The 17,777-nt window shown below is 43.2% G+C and carries 15 protein-coding genes; 14 read left to right on the forward strand and 1 reads right to left on the reverse strand.

What is annotated here, in order from left to right; translation table 11 throughout:
* On the reverse strand, positions 1 to 833 hold an 833-nt coding region (locus WC980_06840; protein ID MFA5794765.1), incomplete at its 3' end, for a putative Ig domain-containing protein.
* Between the two features lie 223 nt (positions 834 to 1,056).
* Between WC980_06840 and WC980_06845 the strand changes: the two genes are divergently transcribed.
* The 14 genes from WC980_06845 to WC980_06910 all read left to right on the forward strand — a co-directional run bounded on the left by WC980_06845 (position 1,057) and on the right by WC980_06910 (position 17,774).
* Positions 1,057 to 2,382: a replication-associated recombination protein A gene (locus WC980_06845; protein MFA5794766.1), complete on the forward strand. Its 1,326-nt coding sequence runs from the start codon at positions 1,057 to 1,059 to the stop codon at positions 2,380 to 2,382.
* Between the two features lie 7 nt (positions 2,383 to 2,389).
* The gene (locus WC980_06850) at positions 2,390 to 4,498 is read left to right on the forward strand and encodes an ATP-dependent DNA helicase (GenBank protein MFA5794767.1); all 2,109 of its coding nucleotides are present in this window, start codon (positions 2,390 to 2,392) and stop codon (positions 4,496 to 4,498) included.
* A 118-nt stretch (positions 4,499 to 4,616) separates the two neighbouring features.
* Positions 4,617 to 5,129, forward strand: a complete 513-nt coding sequence (locus WC980_06855; protein ID MFA5794768.1) for a MarR family transcriptional regulator — start codon at positions 4,617 to 4,619, stop codon at positions 5,127 to 5,129.
* 15 nt (positions 5,130 to 5,144) lie between these two features.
* Positions 5,145 to 6,614 carry an oligosaccharide flippase family protein gene (locus WC980_06860; GenBank protein ID MFA5794769.1) on the forward strand — a complete coding sequence of 490 codons (1,470 nt, stop codon included), beginning with the start codon at positions 5,145 to 5,147 and terminating at the stop codon, positions 6,612 to 6,614.
* Between the two features lies 1 nt (position 6,615).
* Positions 6,616 to 7,422 (forward strand): class I SAM-dependent methyltransferase, encoded by an 807-nt coding sequence (locus WC980_06865; protein MFA5794770.1) that lies wholly within the window; start codon positions 6,616 to 6,618, stop codon positions 7,420 to 7,422.
* Between the two features lie 161 nt (positions 7,423 to 7,583).
* A complete protein-coding gene (locus WC980_06870; protein ID MFA5794771.1) occupies positions 7,584 to 8,867 on the forward strand; it encodes a hypothetical protein in 1,284 nt (427 codons plus the stop codon).
* Between the two features lie 2 nt (positions 8,868 to 8,869).
* Entirely contained in the window at positions 8,870 to 9,649 is a 780-nt protein-coding gene (locus WC980_06875; protein MFA5794772.1) for a hypothetical protein, read from the forward strand.
* Between the two features lie 13 nt (positions 9,650 to 9,662).
* Entirely contained in the window at positions 9,663 to 10,475 is an 813-nt protein-coding gene (locus WC980_06880; protein ID MFA5794773.1) for a hypothetical protein, read from the forward strand.
* 67 nt (positions 10,476 to 10,542) lie between these two features.
* Positions 10,543 to 11,817, forward strand: a complete 1,275-nt coding sequence (locus tag WC980_06885) for a hypothetical protein (protein MFA5794774.1) — start codon at positions 10,543 to 10,545, stop codon at positions 11,815 to 11,817.
* 9 nt (positions 11,818 to 11,826) lie between these two features.
* Complete coding sequence (locus tag WC980_06890; GenBank protein MFA5794775.1) at positions 11,827 to 12,609, forward strand: class I SAM-dependent methyltransferase; 783 nt, start codon at positions 11,827 to 11,829, stop codon at positions 12,607 to 12,609.
* Positions 12,610 to 12,635: 26 nt separating this feature from the next.
* The gene (gene asnB / locus WC980_06895) at positions 12,636 to 14,549 is read left to right on the forward strand and encodes an asparagine synthase (glutamine-hydrolyzing) (GenBank protein MFA5794776.1); all 1,914 of its coding nucleotides are present in this window, start codon (positions 12,636 to 12,638) and stop codon (positions 14,547 to 14,549) included.
* A 2-nt stretch (positions 14,550 to 14,551) separates the two neighbouring features.
* The gene (locus tag WC980_06900; protein ID MFA5794777.1) at positions 14,552 to 15,496 is read left to right on the forward strand and encodes an NAD-dependent epimerase/dehydratase family protein; all 945 of its coding nucleotides are present in this window, start codon (positions 14,552 to 14,554) and stop codon (positions 15,494 to 15,496) included.
* An 8-nt stretch (positions 15,497 to 15,504) separates the two neighbouring features.
* Positions 15,505 to 16,545 (forward strand): NAD-dependent epimerase/dehydratase family protein, encoded by a 1,041-nt coding sequence (locus WC980_06905; protein MFA5794778.1) that lies wholly within the window; start codon positions 15,505 to 15,507, stop codon positions 16,543 to 16,545.
* Positions 16,545 to 17,774, forward strand: coding sequence for a glycosyltransferase (locus WC980_06910; GenBank protein MFA5794779.1), 1,230 nt, complete (start codon positions 16,545 to 16,547; stop codon positions 17,772 to 17,774). The genes WC980_06905 and WC980_06910 overlap by 1 nt, the downstream gene beginning before the upstream one ends.
* Positions 17,775 to 17,777 lie beyond the last annotated feature (3 nt).

Here is a 17,777-nt window from a genome sequence, read left to right on the forward strand (position 1 = left end):
GTGCCGTAGGCGGTGGTAGCGCCGTATTCGAAATAGACCGCGGTGGCCAGGCCGTTGGGATTCAGGTTGCCGTAGAACGAAGCGGTATTATGGCTGACGTTGCTTAAATAGTTGTTCATTATATTAGGCGGCGCGTTTATGCCGGTGGTCGAGGCCGAGACCTCGTTGGTATAGGCGCTGTTTCCGGCGGCAGTGTAAGACCGGACCCGGTAATAATATATAGTCCCGTCTACCAAGCCGGTATTGTTGTAGCTGACCACGTCAGCGGCTAATGAGGCTATTTGTGTGTAGCTGCCGCTTCCAATCTTCTGCTCGATCTTGAATCCGCTTTCATCTGAGGAGTTGTCCTGCCAGCTCAGGTTTATCTGGGTGGTCGAGGCCACTGCAGAAATCAGGTTAGACGGGGCGTTGGGCGCGGCTACGTCGGTGACGGTGATAGTGATGGTTTCCTCGGTATAAAGGTAGGTCGAGTCGGTGGCTCGGAAACGGATGCCGGCATAGGTGGCGGCCTGGTTATAGTTTGGCACCCAGGTAAAGACGTTGGTGGTGGTATTAAAGGTGGCTCCGGCCGGCAGGTTGATGCCCATATAAGTGATGGTGTCGCCGTCCGGGTCGGTGGCCGATACGGTAAAGGTCAGGGTGGCGCCTTCGGCGATGGTTTTATTGCCGATGGCATTAAAAACCGGCGCCCGGTACAAATTCTGGCCGCTGCTGCCGCTATCGGTAGTTTCATCGCCGCCGCCTGCTCCGCCGCAACCACCGTAATTAAAAGCTGAAATGTAAGCAACAAACACAAAAGCCAGGCTAACCTTTAACCATAGATTTTTTCTCATACTTTATCCTTTCAATAATAATTTAATTTGGGTGTGTAAGAAGTTATTGGTGTTTTTTGAAGCCGTCCCCAGTGGTGCTGCATAAATGCTCATGCCTGAATGATGCTAATAATATTAAATTTGTCAAGAAAATATCCTAATAAATTACAGAAAAATTATCTTTTTATATGAATAGCAGTGTTTAGCTTGACTGTACTGAAAGTGTTTTATATAATAACTAAATATGTTAGCCAAACCTTTAGCGGACCGGATGAGGCCGAGGGATTTTAACGAGTTCGTGGGCCAGTCGGACATCATCGGCGAGGATAAGCCGATGCGCCGGTTGATAAAAGACGCCGGGAACTCGCTGGCCACTTTCCCGTCACTTATTTTCTGGGGCCCGCCCGGTTCGGGTAAGACCACTCTGGCTTATCTGGTGGCGCGGGCCACCGGTTTCGAGTTCATTGCCTTCAGCGCCGTGACCTCGGGCGTTAAGGAAATCCGCGAGGTGATGGAGCGGGCCGAGTACAACCGGGCCATGCTCCAGAAGAACACCATCCTGTTCGTGGACGAGATTCACCGCTTTAACCGGGCCCAGCAGGACGCCTTTCTGCCTTTTGTGGAGAAGGGCGCTATCGTGCTCATCGGCGCGACCACGGAGAACCCGTCGTTCGAGCTCAATTCGGCCTTGCTTTCCCGGTGCCGGGTGTTTGTCCTGAAGCCGTTGGATGAATCGGCCCTGAAGGAGATTATCAACCGGGCGATGGCGGACCCGGAACGCGGTTTCGGCAAGACCAAGGTCAGTCTGGACGAGCCGGCCATGCAATATATCATCAACATCGCCAACGGCGACGCCCGGATCGGGCTAAACCTGCTGGATATAGCCATCCAGAGTACTAAACAGTCCGCGGACGGCGCCCGGCATATCAGCCGCGAGGCGGTGGAAGCGGCGGCTCAGAAGAAGGTGATGCTTTACGACCAGTCCGGCGAGGAGCATTATAATATCATCTCGGCCTTCCACAAGAGCCTGCGTGGCAGCGACCCGGATGCGTCTTTGTACTGGCTGGGCCGGATGTTGGAAGCGGGTGAGGACCCGTTATATGTGGCCCGGCGGATGGTCAGGTTTGCCTCGGAGGACATCGGCAACGCCGACCCGCAGGCGCTGATGGTGGCCATGGCGGCCAAGGAGGCGGTGGATTTTGTGGGTATGCCCGAGGCGGATAACGCCCTGGCCCAGGCGGCGGTTTACCTGGCTACGGCGCCCAAGAGCAACGCCATCTACGCGGCTTATAACAAGGTCAAGTCGGACGTCAAGAATACTGTCAACGAGCCGGTGCCTTTGCACCTGAGGAACCCAGTCACGGACCTGATGGGTGAATTGGGCTACGGTAAGGAATATAAGTACCCGCACGATTTCCCGTACCATTTCGTTAAACAGGAATACCTGCCGGCCGGGCTGAAGGGCAAAAAGTATTACCAGCCGACTGATTACGGGTTTGAGAAGGAAATCAGGAAACGGATAGAGTTCTGGGAGAAATTGAAGAGCCAGTCCGGAGCGGATAAAAAGTGAATTCAATATGGCACTTGATTATACTATTGCAGAGATTTTCGGGGCCGAAGGCCTGATTTCCCATGGCTTTAAGGGTTACGAAAGCCGGCCCCAGCAAATCGAGATGTACGAGGTCATCCGCGATGCCATAAAACTGGAAAAGCACCTGGTCATCGAGGCCGGCACTGGCGTGGGCAAGACCTTTGCTTACCTGATTCCGGCCATCCAGTATTCGGTCAATAGCGGCAAGCCGGTGGTCATTTCCACCAACACCATCAACCTGCAGGAACAGATAATGTATAAGGATATTCCTTTCCTGCGGACGGTGCTGGGCGTGCATTTCTCGGCGGCTTTGTGCAAGGGCCGGAGCAATTATTTATGCAAGCGGCGGCTGAACAAGGCGCTCCTGAACCAGAGCCGGATTTTCGAGGGTATGGATGACGTCGAGGAGCTGGCCCGGATAAAGAAATGGAACGCCGAGACGCAGGCGGACAGCGACGGGAGCATTTCATCGTTGTCCTGGGTGCCGTCGGACGGGGTTTGGAGCAAGGTCTGCTCCGAACACGATAACTGCGCCGGGAAAAAGTGCTATCATCATCACGAATGTTATTATCAGAGGGCCAGGGCCAAGCTGGCGGCCAGCAACCTGATTATCGTCAACCATCCGGTCTTGGTGATTGACGCCGGGCTGAAGCAGGAGGAGGCCAATTTCCTGCCCAAGTACGACGTGGTCATCGTGGACGAGGCGCACCGGCTGGAGCTGGTGGCCCAGGACCATCTGGGCATGGAGATATCGAACGACCAGCTGACCTATCTTTTCAATACGTTGTACCGCCCGGACAAGAACCGGGGGTTTTTGACCTTTCTGCCGGCCAAGAACGCCAAGGTTAAGGAATGCAAAGACCTGGTGTTGGAGGCCCGTGACGCGTCGGCGGAGTTCTTTGATGAACTGCTGGGGTGGATAAAGACCAAGCTTCCGGAGAACGGGCGTGTCAAGGACGCGGCGGCCATGGCCGGAATAACCAATATGCTCAGCCCAGCGCTGGGCAGGCTTTACCTGTGCCTCAAGGACCTGTCACAGCAGATGAAGGTCAAGGGCAAGTCCAAGAAAGGGCGTGACCGGGAGTTTTCGTACGACTACGACGAGACGGAACTGGACGCGTTCGTCAGGCGGACGCTGGGCTTTGCCGGCGCGGTGGAGTCGTTCCTGAAGCAGGTGCAGAAGGACAACGTTTATTGGATAGAGCTTAAAGGGCGAAACAGGGGAACGCCCAGGATTATCCTAAAAGGCGCGCCGCTCAAGGTCAACCAGGTGGTTAAAGATATTATTTTTGACAAGGTCAAGACGGCGGTGCTGACCAGCGCCACGCTGGCCTGTTACACGCCGGGTAATCAGGCGGCTTCGGCGTCAGTGAAACCAAAGACAGACGGAGAAACAAACGTGGCCGTTGCCGGGATAGACCCATTGAGTTATATAAAAGAAAACCTGGGAATGGAAAATGCGTTGGGTAAGGTGCTGGGGTCGCCTTTTGACTATCAGAAACAGGTCAAGATATACCTGACCAAGGATACGCCGGACCCGAGGACCAAGGAGTTCGAGTTCGCCATCAGCAAGATGATAACGGATTACCTGGGGTTGACCAACGGGCGGGCCTTCGTGCTTTTCACCAGTTATGACCTGATGAACCGGGTGCATGAGCGGATAAGCAGCCAGCTGGAGCAAAAGGGCATGCCGGTGTATATTCAGGGCAAGAGCATGCCGCGCCACCAGATGTTGGAGAAATTCAAGAACAATGTCGGGTCGGTTATTTTCGGGGCGGACAGCTTCTGGCAGGGGGTCGATGTGCCGGGCGAGGCGCTGGAGAACATCATCATCACCAAACTGCCGTTTTCGGTGCCGAGTACGCCTTTGGTCGAGGCCCGGATAGAGGATATGGAAAGAGCCGGTCTGGATTCGTTCATGAATTATTTTCTGCCCGAGGCGATTCTGAAACTGCGTCAGGGGTTCGGGCGGCTTATCAGAACCAAGACCGACAAGGGCATCGTGGTAATACTGGACAGTCGGATTATGACCAAGAATTACGGTAAGTTTTTTCTGGAATCACTCCCTAAATGCCAGGTTATCGTTAAGGGGTAGCCGGTTTCGGGCACTTATAAAAACATCTTAAATAATGCATGTTTCTCTTGACATATTATTATCATTATAGTACGTTTAGAATATTCTAAAAGTTGTGAATTATAGTAGAAGGTAGATTATGAAAGAAGATATCAATAAATTCCGGGATATGATCATTGACTCGGCTGGTGAAATGGCCGGTAGCTTGGGGCTGAATCGGGTGGTCGGACAGTTATATGCCCTTTTGTATATCAGTTCTAAGCCGTTGTCGTTGGATGAAATGCTGGATGCCCTAAGGATAAGTAAGGGTAATGTAAGCGTTAACATAAGGGTTCTTGAGGAATGGGGTGCGGTAAGCAAAATATGGATAAAGGGGGATCGTAAGGATTATTATCAGGCCAATCCGGATATTATGGGCATAGTGATAAGCCGGCTTAAATCAGGACTGGCAATCCGTTTGGGTAAGGCTGATACGATAATCAACAGGTCCGAGAAATACTTGAAATTAATTAACAATAATAATTTAGACCCTGTTGCCAGGGAGACTATCCAGGCATATAAAAAAAGACTAGTCGAGATTAAGACCCAGAAGGAAAAAGTTAAGAATATCTTGGCTATAATGTCTGTCGACATGGTCAGGAAATTATTGTAATCAAAAAAGTTATAAATGGAAAATAAAATAGGACAGCTATTAAAAAGCACTATTATTTATGGTGCGGGCGGGTTTTTAAACCGCCTGATAAGTTTTCTTTTGCTGCCTCTTTTTACCGCTTATCTGACACCGGTTGATTATGGAATAAGTTCTATGCTGTTATTAGTTTCATCGTTTGCGTCCCCGATATTGTCTTTGGGCTTGGGCGTGTCGACCGGCATTTGCTATTTTGAAAATAATGATAATGACAGGAAATCAGCGGTCATCTGGACTTCTTTCATTATCATGCTCATAAGTTCGCTGATATTCCTGATCCCGGGCATTTGGCTGTCTGGCAAGATAAGTTTCATACTTTTTAAGAGTACGGATTATTCTTATCTGGTGTTTATCGCTCTTATTTACACCGGTTTCAGCATTTTGGTCCAGCCTTTTATGTGGCGCCTTCAGTTTGAGAACAGGGCCAAGAAATTTGTCGTGCTAACGACAACAGCTACGATAATTTCCATTTGCGCCAGCATCATAATGGTTATTTTTCTGAAACAAGGCGTTAAGGGCTTGATAGAATCCTGGTTAATAGGACAGACAGTTACATTCCTAATTTTTATTTTGTTTGCCGCCGGTTCTTTGAGACTCAGACTTAATAGTATTCTTGTTAAAGAATTGTTGCGGCTGGGCATTCCAATGATTCCTTCTTTTGCATGCCTATTCCTGCTGTCACAAGGGAATAGATTTATTCTGCAGTGGTTAAAAGGGCTTGAATTCGTAGGGATTTATACAGTAGGGTTTAATTTGGGTATGCTGATGAATATTATCGTGGGTGGATTCACTACAGCTTGGATGCCCTACTTTCTTTCTTATAAAGATAAACCGGAAGAGGCGAAAGTGTTATTTAGCAAGATATTGACGTATTATGTTTTTTTGTTTGGCTCCATAAGCCTGTTGTTTTATGCATTAGCTAAACCTGTGGTGATAATTATGACTCAGCCTGCTTTCTATGAAGCATATAAATCAATAGGGCCGTCAGCCACGGCTCAGTTCCTGACGGGAGTGTTCAGCATATTATTACCAGGGGTATATTATGCCAAAGAAGTAAAAATTATTACTTTGATACAAATAGTCACTGTAGCAATAACGAGTATATTGAGTTTAATATTTATATATTACCGGGGGCTTGAGGGAACTATAGTTTCCTTGGTATTCGGTTATTTGATACTCATTTTATTGCAGTATATATGGAATATAAGAAGAAAAGGCACATATCAAAATGTTAATTATGAGTGGAAGAAATTAATACTTTTTGTATTTTTTTACATAGGGTTCTCGATTTTTACTTATCTTGATAAAACTTCGAGTCTTTGGGCGGAATTAATCTTGAATAGTATTATGTTTTTTATTTTAATTTGCGTTGTTTATAAACTTTTAGAATTTAAAGAAAGGCAATTTCTGCTTGATTTTGGTAAATCTATATTAATGAAGGTTAAATAATATGAAAAACAATATTTATAGTAGGGCCCCCCTATTTTTGCGGGATAAAATACCAGTTTTTTCTTTGAATAATGAATATACTGATAATTATGAGCGTATTGCGCATGATCATATTTTGGCAGCAACTTGTAGTGGGGAGAATCCATTTATCCCAGAAAAGCTTTGGGTTGAAATGGAAAATTCTACAGTAAATCTTGTTAGTAAATATTTAAAGGGTGGATGTAAAATACTTGATGTTGGGGTTGGATTAGGTCGGCTTTTAAATTTGTTACCTGGTGTTGAAAAATATGGGATGGATATAAGTTTGAATTATCTTAAGGTTGCGCAAAGTAAGGGGATAGATGTTTGTTATTCACTTATTGAAGATATGCCATATCAAGAAGGAATTTTTGACATTGTTGTGTGTACGGATGTATTAGAACATGTGATAGATCTTAACCTTGTTTGCCAGAAAATAATTTCAGTTCTTAAGAAAGGAGGTATTTTTATTGTTCGAGTTCCCTATAAGGAAGACTTGAGTGGATATCTTAAGCCCGGTTATCCTTATAAATATGCTCATTTTCGTAGTTTTGATGAAAATTCTTTGCGCTTATTATTAGAGGGGATTTTTAAATGTCAGTTTATTGAGTACACCCCAGGGGGTTATTATATATATGACACAAGGCTAAAATGCCAATTGCCCATAATTAAATATAAGATTTTAGAAGCTTTGACTATATTAAAAAGGCTATTGCCTTTCTTCTACATGATTTTGTTACCTAAATTACTTTATCCAGTGGAAATTAATATGTGCTTCATTAAGAAATAATATGTTTTTATAAGAAAGTGTTATGTTGAAAGTGTTATAATACGATATTTAAACTAATAATATATTAAAAAATTTATGGGACATAATAAAACAGGAAGTTTGATATTCTGCGATTTGGGGGCTTGATTTATATTTTGCGGGGGAAGTCATTAAATAATGCAATGAGTTACATCAAAGAGATTGACGTGAATGGTATTCTGGTGCTCTATTACAGCCCATTGATTACTAATGCGCCAACGATTTTAGAACATATTAATTCATTTAAAATGTATTCCCAATTCGAAACCTGGAGTATCAATACTGAGTTGGGTTTTTCAAAAAACTTGGAGCGATTAAGGTTTAGGATAATAGTGTTGCATTACTCATTGTTTGCTCTAAAATACCAGTTAAATAATAAATTTTCAAATTACTTGAATAATAATAAATACGCTTATAAAATAGCTTTTTTCCAAGATGAGTACCGCTATTGCCAGCAGAGATTTAATTTTATCAATGAATACAGAATTAATTGTGTATATACTTCACTTGAACCGGATTATTTTAAAGATATATATTTGAAATATACAAATACTCCTAAATTAGTTTCTAATTTACCAGGATATGTGAGTGAGGAGTTAATATTCCAATCAGGCAAATTAACCATACCAATAGAAACTCGTTCAATTGATATCGGTTACCGGGCCAGGAGACTAGATTACTATATGGGCAGGGGCGCACAGGAAAAGCATCAAATCGGGATGGAGTTTAAAAAACGAGCTAAAAATTACAACTTGGTTTTAGATATTGAAACAGAAGAGTCTAAGCGAATATATGGTCGTTCCTGGTATCAATTTCTGGCCAACTGCCGGTTTATTCTGGGGGTAGAGGCCGGAGTGTCGATTTTTGATATCGAGGACCGTGTTCGAGAAGAGTGCGCAAAGAAACTGTCAAGTAAGCCGGGCATAACATTTGAAGAGATATCCAAGATGATTTTATATAAATGGGAGGATAACATTTATTATAGATCAATAAGCCCGAGGCATTTTGAGGCGGCTGCTTCCCGGGTTTGCCAGATTCTTTTTGAAGGTAAATATTCCGGTATACTCAAGCCTATGGTTCATTATATTCCTCTTAAAAAAGATTTTTCTAACTTTGATGATGTTATTAAGATGCTGGAAGATAAGAAATTATGTTCGGAATTGATAGCCAATGCTTATCGCGACCTGATTGCTTCGGATTTATACAGCTATCGGAAATTTATCGGGGATTTTGATCAGGAGCTGATAAAGGAGGGCTTCAGACCAGGGGGCATTGCGCAATCACAGGTTGAAGCAGTGACAGCAATTATTCAAAAAGGGCAGTGGTTAAGAAATATATATGGTAAAATAAAAGTGATACGATATAAATATATACCTGGTAATAATTTTGTAATAAGTTATTTAAAATATTTGATTGAAAGGGGATAGTAATGAATACAAAAGATAAAACAAAAGCGAAAGAAACAATGAGGGAACAAATTTATTGTGATTCAAAAAGAGAGCGAGGTGCTCTCTATTCATTCCCCCCCCCATTGATTATTAATTTTTATAAACAACTACCCATAGCAAAAAATTATAAACAGGTGGATGCTAATATACGACGTAAAATTGTTGTTGTTACGATGGATGATAACTATGATTTGTTTCTTGATAATTTGTTAGCAAAAAACAATGTTCCGGCTACTTGGTTTCCTGTAGTTAACGAGTTGGTCCCGGAATTAAAGAACAAGGAAGTTGAATTTCATTTTAATAAGGATATGGGATCTATAGAGAGCCAGAAAAAGAAATTTATTGAAAAAATGGGGTATACTCCGAGAATTAATCGCAATCATCGTCTTTGGTGGCGTTCTGATAATATAGATTTTGCTTATTTGTCCCTTCATGGGATATTAGCTGACAGCACCAAAATAGGCATAACTCCTTACAAGCCTTGTGTCCAAGGAAGAATATTACCCATATGGGAAATTCCTTTTGCTTTTTTTGAACCTTCTTGTGTTTCCGTTATGCGCGCAGGATATTCCCTTGTTGAAAACATGGAAACGTTATTTCGGAATAATGTTACTCCTATTGTAGGTACATTTCACCCCCTTAATTTGGAAAAATACCATCATTTTTCTTCACAATTAGAAAAATTTATTCGGTTAGGAAGGAAATATCACTATAATTTTATGTCATTAAAACAATTATTAAATTTATTACAAGATCAATAGGAAGAATACTAATATGCGAATAATAAAAGGTAAAAATAGCCAGATAGAAAAAAGTGTCGTAATCTCTGGCGTTTATGGGGAGCCGACAATAATTATGGGTGACAACAGCTACATCGGGCGAAATGTTAATATAGCAGTTCCCTATTTGGAAATTGGCGATTATGTAACTATCCATCATGATAGCAGTATTTCTGGTCAAAAAGAATGTATTATCGGGCATAATTCATGGGTAGGAGAAAAAAGTCTTTTAAATACCACCGGTGCTCTTTGGATAGGTAATAATGTTGGTATCGGCGCGGCGACTCATATCTGGACACACATTAGGCATGGGGAATTATTTGAGGGTTGTTTACTAGATAAGGTGAGCCCTGCAATAATCGAAGATGATGTGTGGTTAGTGGGGGGGTATATAACTGTTTCTCAAGGATTAATTCTGGGGAAGAAGTCAGTTATTTTAACTGGTTCTGTAGTAACTAAAAATACGGCGTCGGACAGAATTTACGCAGGGACTCCTGCAGTAGATATAACTAGTAAAATAAAGCCATATAAAATAATGAGTGTTCAAGATAAAATGATTATGATGGATTCATTTATTAGGGAATTTAACAAAAAAGAGCGGAGCAAAGTTTATAGGGAGGGGGCTAAGATTTTTCTTGGCAAGAGCGAGTTTGATATTCTAAGTAAAACCTATAATAAGAAGCTTAGTTCCGGGGAAATAAAATTTATGCAATTTTTGAAGGGGTATCGTGCAAAATTTATCCCGAAGGTTTGCCCCATAGTGGGGCGAAGTATTTTAAGCAGGATACTGTTGGAGCTGGGAAAGTAATCCCGTTTCGTTCAATTGAATGGGTGATTTTTTTTGCTAAAGAATCTCTAAATTAATAAGTATTTTTATGGAGAAATCAATACAAGCTGAAGCTTTACTTCTATATAATCAGGGCTTGATTACTAATGCTCCAGCGCTAATCGAATATATTAATGCTTTTAGAAGGTATTCATCTTTTAAAATTTGGTCTATTAATACTGGAACGGGGTTTCCCATGGGTTTAAATAGAGTGGATTTTAAAATAATAATATTACATTATTCTATATTTGGACCAAAATATCAATTAAATAAGAAATTCAGAAGATATATAGGGGAAACATCTTCTTATAAGGTAGCTTTTTTCCAGGATGAGCATCATTATTGCCAACAGAGATTTAATTTTATTAATGGATATAATATTGACTGTGTATATACATTGTTAGAGCCTAATTATTTTAAGGATGTATATTTGAAATATACAAATGCTTCTAAAATAGTTTATGCATTAACCGGTTATGTCAGTGATGATTTGGTGCGGTTGGCTGATAGAACTGCTATTTCATCAGAATCCCGCACGATTGATATTGGTTACCGGGGCAGACGGTTAGGTTATTATATGGGTAGGGGGGCACAGGAAAAATATCAAATTGGGATGGAGTTTAAAAAACGAGTCAAAAACTATAACTTTATTTTAGATATTGAAACAGAAGAATCTAAGCGAATATACGGTCGATATTGGTATCGGTTTTTGTCTAACTGCCGATTTGTTCTGGGGGTAGAAACCGGGGTATCTATTTTTGATCTTAAAGGCTATGTTCAGGAAGAATGTGGAAAAATATTATCAAGAAATCCAAAAATAACCTTTGAAGAATTATCTAAAATAATTTTGTATAAATGGGAAGATAATATTTATTATCGAACCATAGGCCCGAGACATTTTGAGGCGGCGGCGTTCCGGGTCTGTCAGGTCCTTTTTGAGGGGGAATATTCCGGTATACTAAAACCGATGGTTCATTATATTCCGCTTAAAAAAGATTTTTCTAATTTTAACGAAGTGATGGTAATGCTAAAAGATAAAAAGTTATACTTGGAATTGACAAACAATGCTTATCATGACCTGGTAGTCTCTGGTTTATATAGCTATCGGAAATTTATTAGAGACTTTGACCAGGAACTGATAAAAGAAGGGTTTACCCCCGGAGATATTGGGCAATCACAGATTAGAAATGTGACGTCAATTATTCAGAAAGGGCAATATCTTAGAAATATTTATGGGAGAGTTAAGGCTGTGAAAAGCAAGTTTTTACCCGGAAAGAATGCTATTATTAGTTATGTCAAATCAATAATTGAAGGGGAGGATTGATTTTTTGAAATGGATGAGCAAATAAAAGTAGAAGAAGTAATAAAATTTTGGGATAATAATCCGCTATGCGCTTCGGTAATTCCTTATGCGTTGGGAACAAAGGAATATTTCAATTATTATGATAAATTAAGGGAATTAAATGGATCTATTGACTTTCATGAAAAATTACATGAATACCGGGATTTTGCCGGCAAGAAGGTGCTTGATGTCGGTTCCGGAAACGGGTATGTTTTGAGCCACTATGCCAAAGCCGGGGCGGAAGTATTCGGCATCGATTTGAGCCAAACGGCTATTGATCTTTGTCGGAAGCGGTTTGAAATAGCTGGCCTAAAAGGGAATTTCCAAGTGGCTAACGCTGAAAATATGCCTTTTGATGACGAGACCTTTGATTGCGTTTGCTCTATGGGCGTTCTGCACCACACTCCGGATACGAAACAGGCTATTTCGGAAGTATACAGGGTGATGAAGAAAAACGGGCGGTTAATACTTATGTTTTACCATAAGAATTCGGCCTTATACTGGGTTGGCATCCATTTGCAGGCAATCATAAAAATGAAAAGCATCCGACAGCTTATTAACGAAGTCGACGGTGTTGGTAATCCTAAAGGGGCGGTATATACTAAAAAGAATTTACGTCAACTGCTGGTTAGGTTTAATAATTTGAACATATTTGTCGGCTTGCTTCAGGGATGGATGATAATGCCGGGACTGGGTAGATTCTTGCCTGACAGTTGGTTGAAATCTTTAGCTGGTAGATACGGTTGGTTTTTATACGCCAAGGGTTATAAATAGAAAAATTATTAATAAAAGGCGGTAATATGTGCGGAATAGCTGGTATTTTAAGTTTGTCCGGGGGACAGATTCCTTCTCTTGAGCCAAGTTTAAAGGTGATGAACAAGCTCCAGCAACATCGCGGTCCGGACGGACAGGGAATCTGGACTCATCCTAAAAAACATGTCGGTTTTGCGCATAGAAGGCTGAGCATAATCGGCTTGACCACCGGTACCCAGCCCATGAGCGATGAATCAGGCAACTGGATAACTTATAACGGTGAAATATATAATTATATTGAATTGAGAAAAGAATTGGGCGCGGATAAATTCAAGAAAGATTCTGACACGGAAGTCATTCTGTACGCCTACAAGAAATGGGGCTATGATTGCGTTAACCATTTTAGGGGCATGTTCGCTTTCGCTCTCTGGGACGAGGCGAATCAACTGCTGTTCTGCGCTCGTGACCGTTTTGGAATCAAGCCTTTTTATCATGCAACTATGAACAGCAGTTTCTATTTCTCATCGGAAATCAAGGCTTTATTGCCTTTTATGAAAAGCATTGATACCGATTTGGACGGGTTCAAGGATTACCTGACATTCCAGTTTTGCCTGGCCGGGAAAACATTATTCAAAGGCGTTACGGAATTGCTGCCGGGGCACCTGATGGTCATAAAAAATAATCATATCGAGGTGAAGCGGTACTGGCAGGTTTATTATAATGTGGATTTTAAGATGGACGAGAAGGATTGTGAAGATACCATAAGAAATCTTTTGCTCGAGTCCGTCGATTTGCACTTGAGGAGCGATGTTCCGGTTGGGGCTTACATCAGCGGCGGGTTGGACTCAAGCATCATTGCCGCGACGGCTACCAGGAATTCTGCCGTCGGTTTTGAGGGATTCCTTGGTAAGTTTTCATTCAGCCGTGATTATGACGAGAGCAAGTACGGCCGCGAATTGGCGCATTGGCGCAACTTCAAGCTGTTTGAAGTGGATATCAGCGTCAATGACTTCATGGAAAATATCCATAAAGTCATATACCATCTCGATTCTCCTGTGGCCGGTCCGGGATCTTTTCCCCAGTTCATAGTGTCAAAAATGGTCAGCAAGCACCGCAAGGTGGTCCTGGGCGGACAGGGAGGCGACGAGATTTTCGGCGGTTATGCCAGATACCTGGTAGCTTATTTTGAACAGTGCATAAAAGGCGCAATAGAAGGAAATCTACATTCTGGGAGTTTCGTGGTTACTTACGAGTCTATCATTTCCAACCTGACGGCATTAAGTAATTATAAACCCATGCTACAGGAATTTTGGCGAGACGGCTTGTTTGACAGCCTGGATAAGCGGTATTTCCGCCTGATAAACCGGGCCCCGGTTTTGGATAAGGAGATAAACTGGGACGCTTTGGGAGATTATTCCCCTTACGAAAGTTTTAAGAGTATTTTTAGGGCGGACAATGTCGGCAAAGAATCTTATTTCGACAGCATGACCCACTTCGACTTCAAGACTCTGTTGCCGGCTTTGCTTCAGGTGGAAGACCGGGTAAGTATGGCTTCCGGGCTGGAATCCAGGGTTCCTTTTCTGGATCACCGTCTGGTCGAATTCGCCGCGACCATCCCGTCAAATATTAAGTTCAAAAACGGCACCATGAAAAACGTCTTGAAAAACGCCATGAAGGATTCTCTGCCGGATTCAATCAGGAACCGCCGTGACAAAATGGGTTTCCCGGTGCCGTTGACCGAATGGATAAACGGCGAGGCACGCGATTTTGTGCGTGGCATTTTTTCCTCGCCGGCCGCCCTGAATCGGGGTTTGATAAACAACAATATGGTTTTATCGGAGCTTGAGAATGAGCCTAAATTCGGCCGGAAAATCTGGGGGCTATTGTGCCTGGAATTATGGCAGCAGGAATTCCACGATAAAGAAACCGAGTTTAAGAATATACTGAAAAAGGAGATGTAAATATGAAGGTATTAATAACCGGCGGAGCAGGTTTTGTCGGGTCTCATTTGGCAGACAGATTGCTCAAAAGAGGCGACCAGGTACTGGTTATCGATAACTACGCTACCGGCCGGCGTGATAATCTGACTCCGAGCCCGAAACTGGAAGTCGTTGAAGGAACGATAGCCGACGCCAATCTGGTCAATAAAATATTCAGCCAGTTCATGCCCGAGCAGGTCGTGCACGCGGCGGCCTCGTATAAAGACCCGGATAACTGGCTGGAAGATGCTTTAACCAATGTTTTGGGCACGGTCAATGTGGTTAGGGCCACACAGAAAGCCAAAAGCCGGCGTCTGATTTATTTCCAGACATCCCTTTGTTATGGCTTGCATCCTCAGGAGCAGCCTATAACCATTACTCATCCCATCAAGCCGGAAGGCAGCAGTTATGCTATAAGCAAGACCTCGGCCGAGCAGTATATCCAACTGAGCGGGATGGATTTCATTTCCTTTCGGCTGGCCAACGCTTACGGACCGAGGAATCTGAGCGGCCCGTTGCCGACTTTTTACCACCGCTTGACCAACAACAAACCGTGTTTTGTTATGGATACCAGGCGCGATTTTATTTATGTGGACGACCTGATTGATATTGTGGTTATGGCGCTTGACGGCAAGGGCGCCAAGGGGACCTACCACGTTTCTTCGGGCAGCGATTTCTCAATCAAGGAACTGTTCGATGCCACCGTCAAGGCTTTGGAAATCAAGATGAACCAGGAGGTCGAAGTCCGCCAGCGAAATCTGGACGATGTTTACACCATATTGCTGGACCCGTCGAAAACGCACAAGGATTTCGGTTGGAAGATTAAAATACCGCTTAAAGAAGGCGTGGCCAGCGCCATTGAATGGTATAAGAAGTACGGGATTACCCAGACTTATACGCACCTAAAAATGATGGATAAGAAAGAATAGCAGAGAATATGAAAGAGTTTAAAGGCAAGCGGATAGTGATCGTCGGTGGGGCCGGATTCGTCGGCAGTAACCTGGTCAGGAAATTATTAGGATACGGACCGCGCAGCATAATGATAATCGATAACCTCCTTTCTGCCGAACGGGAAAACCTGCCCGATGATTCAAGGATATTTTTTATCAAGGGCTCAATCGCGAGCGATGATATTCTGCGGAAAGTCAAAGACAATATCGATTATTTGTTCCACCTGGCCACCTACCATGGTAACCAGAGCTCTATTTGCAATCCACTAGTCGATCACGAGAACAACACTTTGACTACATTAAAGCTGTTTGAAAGAATCAAATCGTTTAGGAACATCAAAAAGGTGGTCTATTCTTCGGCCGGTTGCACCGTGGCTCGAAAGACATTCGGCAATACCCGGCCGACGACCGAAGACGAGCCGATTGAGATAGACCCGGACAGCCCCTATTCCATATCTAAAATAATAGGCGAGTTTTATGCGGTTTATTATCACAAGCAGCACCAACTGCCGGTGGTTCGGGCCAGGTTTCAGAACGTCTACGGGCCGGGCGAAATTTTGGGTGCAGGCCGATGGCGCGGTACGCCGGCCACCGTTTGGAGGAACGTCACGCCCACTTTTATCTACCGGGCCATAAATAAAATGCCGCTGCCGGTGGAAAATAAGGGGTTGGCCAGTCGTGATTTTATCTATGTTGATGACATCTGCTCCGGTTTGATTGCCTGCGCCGTCAAGGGACAGCCCGGCGATGTCTACAACCTGGCCAGCGGCAGGGAGACGGCCATTCTGGAACTGGCCAAGACAATCAATAAACTGACTAGCAACCCGGCCGGCATCGAAAATAGGCCCAAAAGGTCGTGGGACCATTCCGGCCGTCGGTTCGGCAGCACCGTCAAATCACAAAGAAAACTCGGGTTCAAGGCCCGGACAAACTTACATGACGGGCTGGTTAGAACCATAGCCTGGACTGGGCAGAATATGAAACTGATTCAAAAGTGCATGGATAAGCACAAAAGACATCTGAAATAATGAGTTTCTCAAAACCGCACATACTCATACTGCATTCGTGCTACACCGACGAGCTTTCTTATTATGACGATTGGCTGGACGCTTTTAGCCAGTCGCCGGAGTTGTCTGCTGACGCTTTTGATATCAGGAACGGGGCTAGCCTTAACGCCGTTGCCGGCAATATTACCAACTATGACCTGGTTGTTTTATTACATTCCACCAATGCTGACGGGCTGAAAGATATTATCCAATATACTGATGTGTTGATGCGCCGCAAAGGGAAATTATTGGTGTTTGTAGGCAATGAATTTAATAATCCTCCGCCGTTGGTTGGCATGAAAGATAGGAGATTGCTACTTAGAAAAATAATGCCAGATTATATTGGAACGCAATTGCCACAGGATGTTGGGCGAAAATATTATGATGATATCGTTGGTCCAAGAATAATTTCAATTCCACATGCCTTAAATCCTGAAAGATTTTTTCCTGTATTGAAACAGTCAGAACGTAAAATTGATATTGGCACAAGATCAGCCAGGTATTATCCATTTCTTGGTGATAATAATCGGATAGAGATAATGGAGTTTTTCTTAAAACAAAAATTTAATCCGCCATTAACTATTGATATTAGTTTTGATAAAGCAAGCAGATTATCTCCTCTAGGTTGGGCCGAATTTTTGAATAAATGTAAAGGTACGATATCTACTGAGACTGGGAGTTATTATTTAGAAAGGGATGATGCTACTGCAATCAAAATAGCCGAGTATATTAGGAGTAAATGCGGCCGCATCCAGAAATTATCCATTTCTTCTACTAAGCACAAATACTCCAGCCTGATTCCGGAATTTATTAAATCATGGGTTAAATTGGCATTTAAACTTACTAGTATCAGAAAAGCATACTTTGGGGATATATATTACTCGATTGCTTTTGATGAAATATTCGATATATTTTTTAAAAATTATAGCAATCCTTTTCATGGAAAAGGTATTTCCTCGAGGCATTTCGACGCCATCGGCACCAAGACCTGCCAGATAATGTTCCCGGGCAGGTTCAACGACATCCTCGTGGCCGACCGGCACTACATCGCACTGAAAAGGGATTTTTCCAATATCGACGATGTTCTGGCCAGGTTCCGCGACCAGGATTACCGCATCAAAATGACCGATGCCGCTTATGAGCATATCATGTCTGCCCATACTTACCGGCACCGGATCAATGAGATACTATCCCTATTAAACCAGGGTTAATAT

This window comes from Candidatus Brocadiia bacterium (genome assembly GCA_041658285.1).
GTDB lineage: Bacteria > Planctomycetota > MHYJ01 > JACQXL01 > JACQXL01 > JBBAAP01.